Here is a 15256-nt window from a genome sequence, read left to right as displayed (position 1 = left end):
CTTTCTGCCCTCTCCCCACCCCACCCCCCGACCACCCCTTGGGGGCGCCCTGGAAAGGCCCCACACCCGCACAAGACCCCCCCCCTTTCCCCTTCCTGCGCGCGCGTGGGCCTTCAGGCGCGGGGCACGCGGGCACGGCACACGGCGAGGGCGTACGTGATGCGGGGGTCGGGGGCGGGCGCGGCGGCGAGGAGTTCGCCCGCCTCGACCAGGGCGGACCAGTACCGGGCCGGGTCGCCGGTGGTGGGCAGGGGACGGGCGGCGGCGAGGGAGAGGTAGGCGGCGGTGAGGTTGCCGGTGGTGAACCAGCGGCCCAGGCCGTGCCGGTGGCCCGCGCGGATGCCGCCGAGGGCGTCGATCGCGGTGAGGAAGTGCTCGATGACGGCCAGGTCGGTGGCGGTCGGCGTCTTGGGGACGTCGAACACGCCGAGGGCTTCGAGGAGTTCGCCGGTGTCGGCCTCGGAGCCGGGGCGGGGGTCGGCCAGGAGCGCGTCGAAGCAGTCGTTGAGCCGGATGGTGGCCTCGGCGAGGGGGATGGACAGCGCGAGGCAGAGCGCCCGGGCGGCCGGCAGGGGGCGGCCCGAGCCGCGGGCGAGCAGGGCGTAGGCCTGGGCAGGGGTGTGGCCACGGTCGAGGGCGCGCCGGGCGAGGTCGGGCAGGGCGAGGTCGGGCAGGGCGGGCAGCATCGGAGGCGCGCTTTCAGACGGTGGAGAGGGTGAGGGCGGGAGCGATCAGCGCCCAGACGAACTTGCCGATCCCACCCGCGCGCGGACAGCAACCCCAGCGCTCAGCCAGTTCGTCGACGAGGAACAACCCGCGCCCGCACTCCTCGTCCGGCCGGGAACGGCGAACGGAGGGCCGCCCGGCCCCGGCATCGTGGACCTCGAGACGAAGGCGGTCGTCGATGACGGCGAACCGCACCTCGATCAGCCGGTCGTCGGGAGCGCCCGCGTGCTGGACGGCGTTCGCGAAGAGCTCCCCGAGGAGCAGTTCGGCGACATCGCGGTAGCGGTCGCCGGCGGGCAGGGCGGCGAGGTAGGCCCGGAGCAAGTGCCGGGCCAGGGGCGTGGATTCGGGCCGCGAGTCGAGACGGGCGGCGAACGTGCGGGGGTGGGGGCGGCGGGAAACGAGCATGGCGAAGTTCCTCGGGGGGCGGATGAGGGAGCGCGAGGGCAGTGCGCAATCACGCTGTGCGTGCGAATGATTGCGTTCTGGTGTCAATGATCGAGGCTGCGAAGGTACGGTGATGGCGAAACCTGGTGCCAGGGGCACGTGGTGCGTAAGGGGGCCGGCTGTGGCACATCGGCGGATCAAGCGGGAGTTGACGGCCAGTTCGGCGGAGTTGTTCGGCGGAGTTGTTCGGCGAGGAGCTGCGGTTCTACCGGGAGCTGGCCGGCTTCACGCAGGAGGGGCTGGGCAAGGAGCTGCACTGCAGCCGGACGAACATCACCCGGTACGAGACCGGTCAGCGCCGCATGCCACCGGAACTGGTGGAGAAGGCTGATGAACTGCTCAACACGGGCGGCGCACTGAAGCGAATCTGGGGAAGGGTTGACTGGAACGCCGGACTTGAACACCCGGATTGGTTCCGGACCCACGTCGACATGGAAGCCGAGGCAGTGGCTGCAAGGATCTTCCAACTGGCGGTGATCCATGGGCTATTGCAGTGCCGTACGTATGCGGAGGCCGTGTTCGCGGTCAGTGATGCGGCCGGAAAGCCAAAGGTGATCGAGGAGCGAACGATCGCTCGATTGGCGAGGCAGAAACGGTTCCTGGACCCTGATGGCCCGCTTCTGCAGGTGATTCTGGACGAAAGCGCCATTCGGACAGTCTTCGGTGGACCAGGAGTCATGCGACGCCAGATGCAACACCTGCCGGCTGTCGCGCGGCTCCCCAACGTGATCATTCAGGTCGCGCCGTTCACGTGTCGACAGGCCATCATCGACAAGTCCATGGTGATGTTGGAGATGCCTGACGGTCGGACCTGTGTCTACTCCGAGAGTCTCGATCGAGGGCACGGCAATGATGATCCGGCGATCGTGGCGGCCCATCGGCGAAGCTATGATCTGGCTCACGGGGCGGCACTACCAGTGGCCGACTCGCTCGCGCTGATCGCTGATGCGCTGAAAGGGTTCAAGGATGACGAGGATCGAGCTCGACGCGACTGTCTGGCGCAAGAGCAGCTACAGCGGCGGCAACGGCGGCGATTGCATCGAGGTGGCCCCCGGATTCCCCGGCCTCGTCCCCGTACGTGACTCCAAGGACCCCCAGGGACCGGCCCTCGTCTTCCCCGCCTCCGCTTGGGAAGCCTTCGTTGCAGCCGTTCGCAACGGCGACCTTCCGGCGCAAGGCTGCTGAGAAGATGTCGATGCTGACCTGACGATAGAGCTCCTACAGCGCGCAGCAGGGGCAATGCGTCGAGGTGGCAATCGGACCCCTCGGCCAAGTGCCGGTCCGTGACTCCAAGGACCCCCGAGGCCCCGCCCTGGCCTTCCCGGCCGAGGCCTGGTCGTCGTTCGTGGCCGCCGTCCGCTCCGGCCAAAGGAGGGTGCGTCAGATCTTCCCGGAGAAGGTGTCGCACTGGGCGAGGTCGCCGCTGCGGTAGCCGGTGGTGAACCAGGCCTTGCGCTGGTCGGCGGAGCCGTGCGTCCACGCCTCCGGGTTGATCTTCCCGGTGGCCTGCTTCTGGATCCGGTCGTCGCCGACGGCGGCGGCCGCGTCCAGGCCCTGGGCGATGTCCTGGTCGGTGAGCGCGGCGATCAGCGGACGGCCGGTGGAGGCCTGCGGGGTGGTGGTGGCGTGGTGGGCCCACACCCCGGCGTAGCAGTCGGCCTGCAGCTCCAGGCGCACCGAGGCGCTGGTGGCGCCCTGGCGGTCGCCGCCGACCTTCTGCATGGTGCCCAGCAGGGTCTGGAGGTGGTGGCCGTACTCGTGGGCGACGACGTAGGACTCCGCGAACGGGCCGCCCTTGGCGCCGAACCGGGTCGACAGTTCGCTGAAGAAGCCGAGGTCGAAGTAGGCCTTCTGGTCGCCGGGGCAGTAGAACGGGCCCACCGCCGAGGTCGCCGGGCCGCAGGCGGTGGAGACCCGGTCGGTGAACAGCACGGTCTGGGCCGGCTTGTACGCCACCTTGGTGCGGCGCGGCAGTTCGGCGCTCCAGAACTCCTGGAGGCTGTTGGTGACGGCGGTGATCCGGCAGTCCTGGCGCTTGTTGGCGTCCGCGCCCTTCTTGCAGGCCTGCTGCACCTCGCCGTCGGTGCGTGCCCCGGAGGAGGACGTGCCGCCACCGCCGCCGGACAGGCCCAGCAGCTGGGGGTCGACGCCCAGGATGACCGCGAACAGCACCGCGAGCAGGCCCACCGCCCCGCCCCCGATGGCGACCTTCCCGCCCGGGATGCCGCGCCGGTCGTCCACCTGTGAGGTGTCGAGGTCGCCCTGGTCGTCGAACTGCATGCCCGTGCCTGCCCGTTTCTTGTCGATCCGTCGATGTGCCGCTGTGCCGCTGTGTCGCTGTGCCGTTGTACAGGTGCGCAGCTTCGTCGCTTTGGTGGCGTTCTGTGCCGCCCGCGGCCCGCCCAGCGTACGGGCAGCGGGCCCTGACGCGCCGCAGCCGCCGCGTCACACCGAGGTCACGCCGAGGAGTCCAGGGCGCCGGCGCCGACCACGCGCAGCAGCGCCAGGCGGGAGGCGGCCTCGCTGCCGGGGGCGGCGCTGTGCACCAGCAGCAGCTGGTCCTGCCCGCCCGCGGCCAGCACCTCGCACTCCAACTCCAGCTCCCCCACCACCGGGTGCAGCACCCGCTTGCGGCCGCTGCGCCGCAGCGCCACCTCGTGCCGCTCCCAGTGCGTCGTGAACTCCACCCCGGTGGCGAGGAGTTCGGCCAGCAGCTCGGTGGCGCGCCGGTCGCCGGGGCGGGCCGCGTGGGCGGCGCGCAGGCCCGCCACGTGGGCGCGGGCCAGCGCCTCGTGGTCCTCGGGCGGGAACAGCGCGCGGCTCGCCGGGTCGGTGAACCAGCGCAGCAGCAGGTTGCGCCGCCCCGGCGCGGGGGCGGTGGCGTCCCCGAACACGGCGGTGGCCATCGCGTTCTGCGCCAGCACGTCCCCCAGGTCGGAGACCACCTGGGCGGGCGTGTCGTGCAGGCGGTCCAGGATCAGCAGCAGCCCGGGGCGCACGTGGGCGAGCGGGCCGTGGCGGCGCGGCGGCTCGTGCCCGGCGAGGTGGAACAGGTGGTCCCGCTCGTCCTCGCTGAGTCGCAGTGCCCGCCCCAGCGCGGTCAGCAGCTGCGGCGAGGGCTGGGGCCCGCGCCGCTGCTCCAGCCGGGCGTAGTAGTCCACCGACAGCCCCGCCAGCTGCGCCACCTCCTCCCGGCGCAGCCCGGGGGTGCGGCGCCGGGTCCCGGGCGCGAGTCCGACGTCGGCGGGCGTCAGGCGGGCGCGGGCGCGGCTGAGGAAGTCGGCGAGGGCCTCACGGTCGATCATGGTGCCCAGCATGGCGTGGAACGGGGGGCGGTAGCCAGGGATTACCGGTCCGGGGGTCGTGGTCCAGGGCCGTGGTCTAGGGCCGTGGTCCGGGATCGTGGTCTAGGGTCGTGGCCCGTGCCCGATACCTCGTCATACCTGACCGCCACCGCCGACGCGTACGACGCCCTGGCCGTGCGCTACGCCGACCTCGTCAAGGACGGCCTGGCCCAGCTGCCGCTGGACCGCTCGTTCGTCACCGCCTTCGCCGACCTGGTGGGCGCCACCGGCCCCGCCCGGGTGGCGGACCTGGGCTGCGGGCCGGGCTACCTGAGCGCGGCCCTGCACGCGGCGGGCCTGGACACCTGGGGCATCGACCTCTCCCCCGCGCTCGTCGCCATCGCCCGCCGCCGGTACCCGCAGCTGAGCTTCGAGGTCGGCTCGATGGGCGCCCTGGCGGCGGGGGACGCGACGCTGGGCGGCGTCGTCTCCTGGTACTCGCTGATCCACACCCCGCCGGAGCAATTGCCCGCCTACCTGGCCGAGTTCCGCCGGGTCCTGGCCCCGGGCGGGTACGCGCTGCTGGCCTTCTTCGAATCCGAGGGCGAGCCGGTCGCGCCCTTCGACCACAAGGTGACCACCGCCTACCGCTGGCCCATCGACACCCTGGCCGAGATCGCGGGCGCGGCCGGCTTCACCGAGACCGCCCGCCTGCTCCGCGCCCCCGGCGACGGCGAACGCTTCCGCCGCGGCCACCTGATCCTGCGCGCCGCCTAGGCCGTGTTTTAGGTTCCGGATCTGTGGGTTTCTGTCCCGGTCGGGCCACCTCGCCCAGCAGCGCGCCGGTGCCGGGCGAGCCCATCTCATCCGGCACTGACCGGACCCGCCCAAGGCACCATCCCTACGACGACCGGGGGCCGGTACGGGGCTGTCGGTCCGTCAGCTCTGGGTGGGGAACAGGGTGTACACCCACGCGTCGTGCTCGGGCGTCGGGTCGGGCTCGGTGAAGAAGGCGTGCAGCCCGACGAGCACGTCCTTGGCGGTGACGGTCGCCTTGTCGGCGCTGAGCCGGCGAAAGGCCCCCTCGGCGTCGTCGGCGCTCACGTTGCGGGCCGTCAGGTAGTCCTGGAACTGCGTCTTGCCGATGGCACCGGTGCCGGCGGTGTCCATGAACGTGAACGCCGCGTTCGCCATGGGGCCCAGGTCCGAGGACTCGGGCGTCGTCCCGATGAGCTTCTTCTCGACATAGGCGAGGTACTCGTCCCTGGAGACCTGGCGGTCCTTGTTGGTGTCGGCGGGGCCGACGATGCTCCAGTAGGCCCGGATGAAGTCCTCGTACGCCTTCGCCCGCGGCCCGGAGGCGTCCTGCCGATCGATGACGGCCTGGAAGTCGTCCCAGTTCAGCTTCCAGTCGCGGTCGCTGTCCATGCGGTCGTACAGATTCAGGTGCCGCTGCTTGTATGCGCCCATCGTGATCCTCCAGTGCGGTGGTGTGCGGTGTGGGTGATTCGCTTCGGAACCTAGCCAGCCGCCCACCGGTGCGTGGTGACGATCATGAGGCGTTCACTCGAACAGGTGAACAGTGAGGCGGAGGTGTTTACGGCGCTGCCCGATGGAGCGGCTGCTCGCGGCGTCGGCGCTGACGGCAGCGAGCACGATGCCGAGTTCCAGGAGCCCATAGCCATCCCGGCGCAGCCCGGGCCGGCCTTGTCTGCGGAGCCATCAGGCCAACCTGTCATCGGTGCCGCCCAAGCCGGACTTCCGGCAGAGAGAGGCTGCCTCCGATGGACGGTGCCGACCGCCTTCCCGATGACCTGACCGAGCTCGAGAGGCTGCTCATGCGGAGCGCGTCCACCATCCGGTGGGTGGAGGCGGCGGAGCGGCTCGTCCTGCAGGCGGACACCGGAAGGGTCGCCTCCCCGACGCCTGGTTCCGGCCCGGCCCGGCCCGGCCCGGAATCGAGGACGCCTGTGTCGTTCGGAAGATCGTGCCGTACCGGGCGAAGTCCGCCCTGGTGCGGCGTACGGTCCGCCCAGCGCCGCCGCAGCACCGGGAAGCAGCCCTGTGGCTGAACGACAGTCCAGGGGTGCGTCCGCTGCGGGCGCGTCACGCCGGGCGACACCGCGCCGGTGGCTGTCACACCAGGAGCGCCTGGAGTTGCGGAAGCCGGCCGAACAGGTCGGGGAGTCCGCGCAGGCCGTTGCGCGCGGACTCGTGCGAGAGCGCGAGGTCGGGGCCGGTGCTCGCCTCGGTGGCGGCGAGGCAGCGGAGGATGTTCCACCTCGTGTGCCCCAGCCAGCCGCCGATCATGAACACGAACCAGCTCGGGCCCGGCGGCGGCAGCGCTGCGCCGCCCGCGGCGTAGCCGTGGAGGACCGCGCGGAAGACGGCGGGCTCGATGGTGTCGAAGCCCGGCCCCTTGGCGATGCTCAGCGCGGTCGAGCCGAGCTCGCCGGACAGGTCGAGCATCCCGGAGAGCTCCCAGTCGAGCAGCACCGGCCGGCCTTCTCGGGTGAGCAGGTTCCACGGTTGGATGTCCTGGTGGGTCAGTACGAGGGGGCCCGGCCGTTCGCAGGTGTCGACGAGGTGGGCGATCGCGAGGAACGTCTCGACGTGGGAGGCGAGTTCGTCGGCCCACGGCTGTGCGGTGGCCGCCGCCCGCGCGGCGAGCTGGGGCCAGTCCCGTGGCGTCGGTTCCTCGCTCGGCCCGGGGGTCCACGCGATGTCGAGGGCGTGGATGCGCGCGAGGATCTCACCGATCTCGAACGCGTACGCCTCCGACACCGGTGCTTCCGGCACCTTTTCGCCCTCGACCCATCGGTGGACGAGTGTGTCGTGGCCGGCCGAGATCGGCTCCGGCATCGGGATGCCGGCGGCGAAGGCCGCCCGCTCGAACCTGAACACGTCCTCGACGCGGTAGGGCGAGCGGCGGTCGGCGAGGTTCAACTCCTTGACCGCGAACGATCCTTGGTCGGTGTCGAGCCGGTACATCCGGTTGGCGAAGCCGCCGTGGACGCGGGTCATCGGCCCGGTCGGCACTCCGAGGTGCGAAAGGTTCACCCCCGCAGGCTAGGCGCCGGCCCTCGTCGACGCACCGGCCTTTCCCCCCGGGCCGGCAGGCTTGCCGCGCCCCCGCCGACCGGGCGAGGCGGCGCGGCGGGCGGCATGGCGTCGGAGGCCGCGGGGTGCCGTGGCCGCAGACTGGTGCGCCCGGACGCAGGCAGGAGGGACCATGGACGAGCACAGCCGCCCGAGTACCCCGAGCCGGCCTCCCGGCGGGCAGGCCGGGGTGCTGGGCACCGCGCTCGCCGGTGTGCTGGCGGCCGCGCTCGCCTCGGGTTCGTGGCAGTGGTTCTCCACCTACCTCGGCCTGACGCTGCTCGCGGTGGTGTTCTCCTTCGCTGGCCCGCCGGCCCCCACGCCCGGCGCGGGCTCGGTCCACCTGCGGAGCCTGACGGCCTATGCGCTGGTCGTCGGGCTGTGCGCGGCTCTCGTCCTGGCCCCGGCGATGCAGCGCTGGTCCTGGCTGTTCCCGATGCCGGGCACCCGCGCCGAGTGCGCCCGCCTGGGCGACTACGCCGCGGTGAAGGCGCAGGCCGCCCTCGGCGCTCTCGCCGACCGGGGCGGCGCCGCGCTGGCGGCGGCGCAGGGCGACCAGAGCCGGCAGGCCGTGAACGACTGCCTGGCCGCCACCACGACGCAGTGGCTGCCGGCGTACGCGTTCGGGGCGGCGCTCCTGACGGCGCTCGCCGTCCGCTGGCGGGCCGCTCCCGCGCGGCCCGCACGGCGGCGCGGGCGGCCGGGGAGCGGTGACGGGGGCGTGCCGAGGCCCGGGCAGCGGTGACCGCCGGGTGTGGGCGGCCCTAACCTTAGCCGATGACACAGCGATTGGGCACCGTGGTGCTGATGTGCGGCCCCCCGGGCGCGGGCAAGACCACCTACGCGATGGGGCTGGTGCGGCGCGGCTACGTCCGGCTCTCGATCGACGAGGTGGTCTGGCAGCGGCTCGGGCGGCGTGACGCCGGCCTGGTGCTGGCGGCCGGGGCGTACGACCGGCTCAAGGAGGAGGTCCGCCGCGAGCAGCGGCGGGAGCTGGTCGAGCTGATGCGGGCCGGGCGCGATGTGGTGGTGGACTACAGCTTCTGGAGCCGCGCCGCCCGCGATGACTACAAGGCGCTGGTCGAGGGCCACGGCTGCCGCTGGGAGCTGGTCCATCTCAAGGCCGACCGGGCGACGTTGGAGCGCCGCCTGGATCGGCGCAACGGCGAGGACGGCGCCGACTGCGTCACCGTGGACCGGGCGCTGCTGGAGCGCTACCTGGCCCACTTCGAGGAGCCGGAGGGAGAGGGCGAGCAGGTCGTCGTGCAGCCCCCGGGGTGAGAGCGCCGCCCCAGCCGGGGATCGGGGATCCCTGGTTCGGCGGGTCTCTGCCGCCGCCGCTTCCACCGGGGCAGGGTGGTGGGTGTCGGAGAGAGCGGGAATCCCGGAAGGGGATGGGGACATGGCGAAGATCCTGGTGACGGGGGCGACCGGTTCGGTGGGGCGGCGGCTGGTGCCGCGGCTGGTGCGCTGGGCCGGGGCCGAGGGCGGCACGGTGCGGGTGCTGGTGCGGGACGCGGCGAAGGCGCGGCAGGTGGGCCTGGACGGGGTGGAGGTGGTGGTCGGCGACCTGTGCGAACCGGCCGACCGGGCGAGGGCGTTGGAGGGCGCCGAGGTGGTGGTGAACGTGGCGGCGGCGCTGCGCGGGGTGCCGGACGAGCAGGCGTGGGCGGTGAACCGGGACGCGGCCGTCGCGCTGGGGCGGGAGGCGGCGGAGGCCGGGGTGGCCAGGTTCGTGCACACCAGCACCAACCTGGTGTACGGCCGGGGACTGGGCCGCCCGGCCGTGGAGCGGGACGAGCTGGCGCCGCACCCGGCCTGGGGGGTGTACGCGCGGTCCAAGGCGCAGGCCGAGGCGGGGCTGCGCGAGCTGGGCGGTGAACTGCCGCTGGTGGTGGCCCGGTTGGCGTTCGTGTACGGGCAGGGCGATCCGCACCTGGCGCAGTCGCTGCACTGGGCGGCGTCCTGGCCGGCCCACCAGCGGCTGGCGGTGGTGCACCACGCGGACGTGGCGCAGGCGCTGTGGCGCACGGTGGTGACCCCGGGCATCGAGGGCCGCACCTACAACGTCTGCGACGACGCCCCGCTGACGGCCTGGGACCTGCACCTGCTCAACGGCTGCACCCACCCGGGCGGTTCGGGTCAGGGCGCGGAGGCGTTCGACCCGTGGGAGGGCCAGGTGTCGACCGCGGCCGCCCGCCGGGACCTGGGCTGGCGCCCGCTGTACCCCTCGGCGTGGGCGGCGGCGGAGGCCGGTGTGCTGTGACCGGACCCGCCGTCGTCGGCGGGGCCGGGCCTGTGGGTCCCGGGCGGTCGCGGGCGGTCGCGGCAGGTCGGGGAGTTCGAGGTTCAGGTGCGCCCCGGGTGTCCGTCACCGCGGCGCGCGGGGCGGTCGGCGGACCGGGGTCCGGCCCTCCCCCGTGGCGGGGAGGGCCGGACCGGGCGCGCCTCAGCCGGCCGTCACACCGGACGTCGAGGCCGTCACACCGGACGTCGAGGCCGTCGCCGGGGCCGGGGCGTAGCCGGCCGGGCGGGTGGTGAAGGTGCCGCGGCCCTGGGTGCGGCTGCGCAGGCGGGCCGCGTAGCCGAAGAGTTCGGCCAGTGGCACCAGTGCGCTGACCTCGGCCGTGCCGCCCGGGCCGGTCCGTGTGCCCTGGACGGTGGCGCGGCGGGCGGCGAGGTCGCCCAGGACGGTGCCGAGCGCGTCCTCGGGCACGGTGACGCTCGTCTGCGCGAGCGGTTCCAGCAGGTGGAGCCGGGCTGCGCGCAGTGCCTGGCGCAGGCCCAGGCGGGCGGCGGTGCGGAAGGCGAGGTCGGAGGAGTCCTTGGGGTGGGTCAGGCCGTCGGTGAGGGTGACGGCGAGGCCGGTGACGGGGTGGCCGCCGAGCGGGCCCTCGGTGAGGGCGTCGCGGCAGCCGGCCTCCACGGCCTGGACGTACTCGCGCGGCACCCGTGCGCCGGTGACGGTGGAGGTGAACGCGAAGCCGTCCGGGGCGGGTGCCAGGTCGAGGACGATGTGGGCGAACTGGCCCGCGCCGCCGTCCTGTTTGGCGTGCCGGTAGGTGAAGCCGGTGAGGCCCTGGACCAGGGCCTCGCGCAGCGCGACCTGGGGGCGGCCGACGACGGCCTGGATCCCGGCGTCGCGGCGGACCTTCTCCACCGCGACCTCCAGGTGGAGTTCGCCCAGGCCGGACAGGGTGCGCTGGCCGGTCTCGGGGTCGGTGGCCAGGCGCAGGGACGGGTCCTCCTCGGCGAGGCGGGCCAGGGCGGCGGTGAGCTTGTCGGTGTCCTCGGTGCGGCGGGCTTCGACGGCGACGGTGACGACGGGTTCGGCGCTCACGGGTGCCTCCAGGCGGATCGGGTGGTCGGGGTCGCACAGGGTGGCGCCGACACGGGCGTTCTTGGGGCCGATGACGGCGACGATGTCGCCGGCCAGGGCGTGGTCGGTCTCGGTGTGGCGGTCGGCCTGCACGCGCAGGATGCGGGCGACGCGTTCGGTGCGTCCGGTGCCGGCGTCGAGCAGGGTGTCGCCCTTGCGCAGGGTGCCGGCGTACAGGCGCAGGTAGGTGAGGCGGCCGGTGGGGGCCGCGGTCACCTTGAACGCGAGGGCGGTCAGGGGCTGTTGGGGGTCGGCGTGGCGCTGCTGGTGGTGGTCGGCGGCGGTCACGGGCGGGGTGTCCAGGGGTGAGGGCAGGTAGGCGACGGCGGCGTCCAGCAGGGGTTCGATGCCGCGGTTGCGGTAGGCGGAGCCGGCCAGCACCACCACCGCCTCGCCGGTGCGGGTGAGTTCGCGCAGGGCGGCGGTGAGGGTGGCGGGGTCGAGGGCGCCGTGGGTGCAGTACTCCTCCAGGGCTTCGGGGTTCAGTTCGGCCACCGCTTCGTCCAGGGCGTGGCGGCGGGCGGCGGCCTCGGCGGCGAGGTGCTCGGGGACCGGGCCTTGGGTGAGGGTGCCGTGGTGGTCCCAGGTCAGGGCGCGCCGGTGGACGAGGTCGACGACGCCGGTGAAGGCGTCCTCGGCGCCGATGGGCAGGTGGACGGCGAGCGGGTGGGGGTGCAGGCGTTCGCGGATGGAGGCGACGGCGGCGTCCAGGTCGGCGCCGGCGCGGTCGAGTTTGTTGACGAACGCGATGCGGGGCACGCCGTGGCGCTCGGCCTGGCGCCACACCGACTCGCTCTGCGGCTCGACGCCGGCGACCGCGTCGAACACGGCGACGGCGCCGTCCAGGACGCGCAGGCTGCGTTCGACCTCGTCGGCGAAGTCGACGTGGCCGGGGGTGTCGATGAGGTTGATCCGGTGTCCGTCCCAGGCGCAGCTGACCGCGGCGGCGAAGATGGTGATGCCGCGGTCGCGTTCCTGGGGGTCGAAGTCGGTGACGGTGGTGCCGTCGTGGACTTCGCCGCGCTTGTGGGTGGTGCCGGTGAGGTAGAGGATCCGTTCGGTGACGGTGGTCTTGCCGGCGTCGACGTGGGCGAGGATGCCGAGGTTGCGGACGGCGGCGATGGCGGCGGTGCTGGTGGCGGCGGCAGTGCTGGTGGTGGTGTCGGTGCGCATGGCCCGGGTGCCTTTCGAGGCGGTGCTACGGGTGGACGCGCGATTGGCACAGTGCCGTCGCCACGAGCTGACGCATCGTCAGGCACGTGGCGGGAAGGAGGCCGTACGGGATCCGTGCGGGCGTCTTCAGGAAGCGGCACTGCCCCGGTGCCGGCCGCGCAGCGGGCACCGGTAGGGCGGGGACACCAGGATCACCTCGTACCGCGAGGCGGGAGAGGGGGTGGCGGCACTGTGCTTCGGCATGGCCGCCGCACCCCCTCTCCCCTTGCCGTCGTCGTGGTCGGCCGCGCGCTCGGGGCGCGGCTGCGGGGCGAGTCTAGGGAGAGCGGGTGCGGGTCGGCGAGGGGTTTTACGGCGCCCGGAGGCGCAGCACCGCGTCGCGCCAGCCGTCCCGGGTGGGCGCGGTGGCGTCCAGGGCGGTGTCCAGGGCGGCGCCGATGGCGCGTTCCTCGTAGCCGAAGTGGGACTCCATGATGGCGGCCAGGCCGTCGAGTTCGCGGCCGATCGCCGCCAGGTCCATGCCGGGTCCGGCCGCGGCCCGTACGGCGTGTTCGGCGAGTTCGCGGACCCGGGCGAGGATGTGGGTGATGAGGCCGTGGTCCTCGACGAGTTCGGCGACGGTCGGTGCCAGGTCCGGGCGTTCCCGCACGAGGGCGGCGAACAGGCCTTGGTCCTCGCCCTGGTGATGGTTGGTCAGGGTGGTGCAGAAGGCGAGGCAGTGGGTGAGCAGGGCGTCGTCGGGCAGGGTCCGGCGGCCCAGGCCGGCGCGGACGTCGGCCAGGCGGCGGCGCAGTTCGTGGTGGGCCTGGGAGAGTTGGAGACTGAGGGCGGCGGTTCGGCCGCCGTCGACGGGGGAGGCCACGGCGGGCGGTCCCTTCGGTTGCGCACCTCCATGCCTGGCGCGGTCCGCCACCGGCACGCGATGCTGCGCGTCATCCGATCACGTGCCGTGCCGCTGCGGCAAGCCGGCGGGTTCGGGCGCGGCCGGCGCCGTGGCCCGGGTGCGGGTGCGGGTGCGGGGCCGGCCGAGCAGGATCCCGGCGGCCACCAGTGCCAGCCCCGCTCCCTGGCGCACGCCCAGTTCGTCGCCGTCCAGCGCGGTGCCCAGCAGCACCCCGGCCAGCGGGTTGAGCAGTCCCAGCAGGCCGACGGTGCCGGCCGGCAGGTGGCGCAGTCCGGCGAACCAGCAGGCGAAGGCGAGGGCGGTGGCCACCAGGGTGACGTAGCCGAAGGCGAGCAGGGTGGGGCCGTGCAGCGGCGGGGGCGGGCCCTCGGCGACGGCGGCCGGCGGCAGCAGGAGCAGGCCGCCGGCGGTCAGCTGCCAGGCGGTGGCGGCCAGCGGGTCGGCGCCCTCGCGCCAGCGGGCGGCGAGGACGTAGCCGACGGAGGAGACCAGCATGGCGCCGGCCGAGGCGGCCAGTCCGGCCCAGCCGGGTGTGCCGGCGCCGCCGAGCACGGTGAGGGCCACTCCGGCCAGGCCCACCACCGCGCCGGCCAGGTGGGCGCGGTGCGGGTGCTGGCCGGCCAGGGCCCAGGCGGTGAGCAGCATGGCCAGCGGGGAGGCGGCCATGACGGTGGCGGCGGTGCTGGTGGGCAGGAGTTGGGAGGCGAGGTAGAGCAGGACGAAGAAGACGGCGGTGTTGAGGAGTCCGAGCAGGGCGCTGCGCCACCACCAGGGGCCGTGGGGGCGGCGGCGGGCGAGGGCGAGGAGGAGCAGTCCGGCGGGCAGGGCGCGCAGGGTGGCGCCCCACAGGGGGCGGTCGGCGGGCAGGTAGGCGTGGGTGACCCAGTAGTTGGCGCCCCAGGCGAGTGGGGCGAGGGCGGTCAGCAGCACCCACCGGGCATTGGCTTCCATGGAAGACAATATAGCTTCCATGGAAGTGATCCGGGTAGGATGAGGCCATGGAGCACCAGGACGATGCGGACCACGTCGCGCTGATCCAGGCCCGGTGGCGCCGCGAGCGCCCCGACCTCGACGTCTCCCCGCTGGCCGTGATCGGGCGCCTGCACCGCCTCGCCGCGCGCCTGAGCGCCGAACTCACCCTCGTCTTCGAGCGCTACGGCCTGAGCGAGGGCGAGTTCGACGTGCTCGCCGCCCTGCGCCGGGCCGGCGCCCCCTACGAGCGGGCCCCCGGCGAGCTCGCCGCCCACACCATGGTCACCACCGGCGCGATGACCAAGCGCGTCGACCGCCTGGAGCGGGCCGGCCTGGTCACCCGCCGCCCCGCCGAGGACGACCGGCGCGGGCGCGTGGTCGCCCTCACCGAGGCCGGACTGCGCCTGATCGACGAGGCGTTCACCGCCCACATCCGCAACGAGCACCGCCTGCTCGCCCACCTGGACCCGAGCGAGGCCGCCGCCCTGCAGACCCTGCTCACCGCCTGGCAGCAGCGCCTGGACGGGGGCGGCGCGGGCGGGCGTACGGCCTGACGGGCGGGCGCACGGCCTGACGGCGGGCCCGGGCGCCCGCCCGTCCTGCCGGGCCTGCGCGCCCACGGGAGCGAGCCGCCGCGTGGCGCGCCGCCGACGCCGACTCCCCCGCCCTCGCCGACGGCCGGCGGCGCGCGCGGACAATGTGACCCATGAGCAGCAGCCCCCCTCCCCCGCCTCCCCCGCCCGGCCCCGCCGACCGGCCCCAGCCCGCGCCCCCGCCCCCGGGCTGGGAGAACCCGCAGGTGCGGGCCGACCGGCGCCTGGTGGAACTGCTGCAGGAACTGCGGGTGCTGCAGACCGGCGTGCAGATCGTCTTCGCGTTCCTGCTCGGCGTCGCCTTCACCCCGCGCTTCGCCGAACTCTCCGACCCCCAGCAGGACATCTACATCACCACCCTGCTGCTGACCGTCATCGCCGCCGCCGTCCTGGCCACCCCCGTCGCCCTGCACCACGGCCTCTACCGCCACCCCGACAAGGCCCGCATCGTCCACGTCTCCGCCCGCATCGCCCAGTACGGCCTGCTGCTCCTGGCCTGCGCCCTGAGCGGCGCCGTCCTGCTGGTCCTCGACGTCGTCCTCGGCGCCGCGGTGGCCGTCGCGATCACCGGCGTCGTCGCCCTGACCTTCGCCGCCCTGTGGTTCGTCCTCCCCTGGGCCCTGCGCCGCGCCACCGGCGACCGGCCCTGACCAGCCCCGACCCCGGCCCCGGCCGCTCC

General features: G+C 74.0%; 17 protein-coding genes and 1 pseudogene. 9 read left to right on the top strand and 9 right to left on the bottom strand.

The genetic code is table 11. The features are described from left to right. Positions 1–113: 113 nt before the first annotated feature. Both ACZ7BZ_RS36410 and ACZ7BZ_RS36405 read right to left on the bottom strand, forming a co-directional pair. The gene (locus ACZ7BZ_RS36410) at positions 114–686 is read right to left on the bottom strand and encodes a hypothetical protein (protein ID WP_470362101.1); all 573 of its coding nucleotides are present in this window, start codon (positions 684–686) and stop codon (positions 114–116) included. Between the two features lie 13 nt (positions 687–699). After that, the gene (locus ACZ7BZ_RS36405) at positions 700–1134 is read right to left on the bottom strand and encodes an ATP-binding protein (RefSeq protein ID WP_470362100.1); all 435 of its coding nucleotides are present in this window, start codon (positions 1132–1134) and stop codon (positions 700–702) included. Between the two features lie 221 nt (positions 1135–1355). Between ACZ7BZ_RS36405 and ACZ7BZ_RS36400 the strand changes: the two genes are divergently transcribed. From ACZ7BZ_RS36400 to ACZ7BZ_RS36390, 3 genes and pseudogenes are all read left to right on the top strand, one after another. Beyond that, positions 1356–2255: a helix-turn-helix domain-containing protein gene (locus ACZ7BZ_RS36400; RefSeq protein ID WP_470362099.1), complete on the top strand. Its 900-nt coding sequence runs from the start codon at positions 1356–1358 to the stop codon at positions 2253–2255. Beyond that, positions 2218–2358, top strand: a complete 141-nt coding sequence (locus ACZ7BZ_RS36395) for a DUF397 domain-containing protein (RefSeq protein WP_470362098.1) — start codon at positions 2218–2220, stop codon at positions 2356–2358. Before ACZ7BZ_RS36400 ends, ACZ7BZ_RS36395 begins: the two co-directional genes overlap by 38 nt. Positions 2359–2398: 40 nt before the next feature. After that, a pseudogene (locus tag ACZ7BZ_RS36390) lies at positions 2399–2605 on the top strand (DUF397 domain-containing protein); the annotation flags it as partial. Here the strand turns inward: ACZ7BZ_RS36390 and ypfJ are convergent. Further along, a complete protein-coding gene (gene ypfJ, locus ACZ7BZ_RS36385; RefSeq protein ID WP_465746264.1) occupies positions 2554–3453 on the bottom strand; it encodes a KPN_02809 family neutral zinc metallopeptidase in 900 nt (299 codons plus the stop codon). The pseudogene ACZ7BZ_RS36390 and the gene ypfJ overlap by 52 nt on opposite strands. Positions 3454–3629: 176 nt before the next feature. Beyond that, positions 3630–4475: a helix-turn-helix transcriptional regulator gene (locus tag ACZ7BZ_RS36380; RefSeq protein WP_470362102.1), complete on the bottom strand. Its 846-nt coding sequence runs from the start codon at positions 4473–4475 to the stop codon at positions 3630–3632. Positions 4476–4595: 120 nt separating this feature from the next. On the opposite strand from ACZ7BZ_RS36380, the gene ACZ7BZ_RS36375 reads away from it, so the two are divergent. Next, complete coding sequence (locus ACZ7BZ_RS36375; protein WP_470362097.1) at positions 4596–5234, top strand: class I SAM-dependent methyltransferase; 639 nt, start codon at positions 4596–4598, stop codon at positions 5232–5234. 162 nt (positions 5235–5396) lie between these two features. Here the strand turns inward: ACZ7BZ_RS36375 and ACZ7BZ_RS36370 are convergent, their stop codons facing one another. Together ACZ7BZ_RS36370 and ACZ7BZ_RS36365 are read right to left on the bottom strand one after the other, a co-directional pair. Continuing rightward, a complete protein-coding gene (locus tag ACZ7BZ_RS36370; protein WP_470362096.1) occupies positions 5397–5927 on the bottom strand; it encodes an EF-hand domain-containing protein in 531 nt (176 codons plus the stop codon). A 666-nt stretch (positions 5928–6593) separates the two neighbouring features. Further along, complete coding sequence (locus tag ACZ7BZ_RS36365) at positions 6594–7517, bottom strand: phosphotransferase family protein (protein ID WP_470362095.1); 924 nt, start codon at positions 7515–7517, stop codon at positions 6594–6596. Positions 7518–7689: 172 nt separating this feature from the next. Here ACZ7BZ_RS36365 and ACZ7BZ_RS36360 point away from each other — a divergent pair, with 172 nt between their 5' ends. The 3 genes from ACZ7BZ_RS36360 (at position 7690) to ACZ7BZ_RS36350 (ending at position 9822) form a co-directional block, all read left to right on the top strand. Continuing rightward, a complete protein-coding gene (locus ACZ7BZ_RS36360) occupies positions 7690–8301 on the top strand; it encodes a hypothetical protein (RefSeq protein ID WP_470362094.1) in 612 nt (203 codons plus the stop codon). A gap of 32 nt (positions 8302–8333) precedes the next feature. After that, positions 8334–8837: a P-loop nucleotide/nucleoside kinase family protein gene (locus tag ACZ7BZ_RS36355; protein ID WP_470362093.1), complete on the top strand. Its 504-nt coding sequence runs from the start codon at positions 8334–8336 to the stop codon at positions 8835–8837. Between the two features lie 121 nt (positions 8838–8958). Further along, positions 8959–9822 carry an NAD-dependent epimerase/dehydratase family protein gene (locus ACZ7BZ_RS36350; protein ID WP_470362092.1) on the top strand — a complete coding sequence of 288 codons (864 nt, stop codon included), beginning with the start codon at positions 8959–8961 and terminating at the stop codon, positions 9820–9822. Positions 9823–10005: 183 nt separating this feature from the next. Here the strand turns inward: ACZ7BZ_RS36350 and fusA are convergent, their stop codons facing one another. The 3 genes from fusA to ACZ7BZ_RS36335 all read right to left on the bottom strand — a co-directional run bounded on the left by fusA (position 10006) and on the right by ACZ7BZ_RS36335 (position 13963). Continuing rightward, positions 10006–12108, bottom strand: coding sequence for an elongation factor G (fusA, locus tag ACZ7BZ_RS36345; protein ID WP_470362091.1), 2103 nt, complete (start codon positions 12106–12108; stop codon positions 10006–10008). A 349-nt stretch (positions 12109–12457) separates the two neighbouring features. Beyond that, a complete protein-coding gene (locus ACZ7BZ_RS36340; protein ID WP_470362090.1) occupies positions 12458–12970 on the bottom strand; it encodes a hemerythrin domain-containing protein in 513 nt (170 codons plus the stop codon). A 78-nt stretch (positions 12971–13048) separates the two neighbouring features. Further along, positions 13049–13963, bottom strand: coding sequence for a DMT family transporter (locus tag ACZ7BZ_RS36335; protein ID WP_470362089.1), 915 nt, complete (start codon positions 13961–13963; stop codon positions 13049–13051). Between the two features lie 47 nt (positions 13964–14010). On the opposite strand from ACZ7BZ_RS36335, the gene ACZ7BZ_RS36330 reads away from it, so the two are divergent. Next, positions 14011–14538 carry a MarR family winged helix-turn-helix transcriptional regulator gene (locus tag ACZ7BZ_RS36330; protein WP_470362088.1) on the top strand — a complete coding sequence of 176 codons (528 nt, stop codon included), beginning with the start codon at positions 14011–14013 and terminating at the stop codon, positions 14536–14538. Between the two features lie 152 nt (positions 14539–14690). Further along, positions 14691–15227, top strand: a complete 537-nt coding sequence (locus tag ACZ7BZ_RS36325; RefSeq protein ID WP_470362087.1) for a DUF6328 family protein — start codon at positions 14691–14693, stop codon at positions 15225–15227. Positions 15228–15256: the final 29 nt, after the last annotated feature.

It is taken from the genome of Kitasatospora sp. NPDC036934, assembly GCF_055608425.1.
Note: the sequence above shows the minus strand (reverse complement) of the source record. Positions and strands in the feature narration are given on the sequence as shown.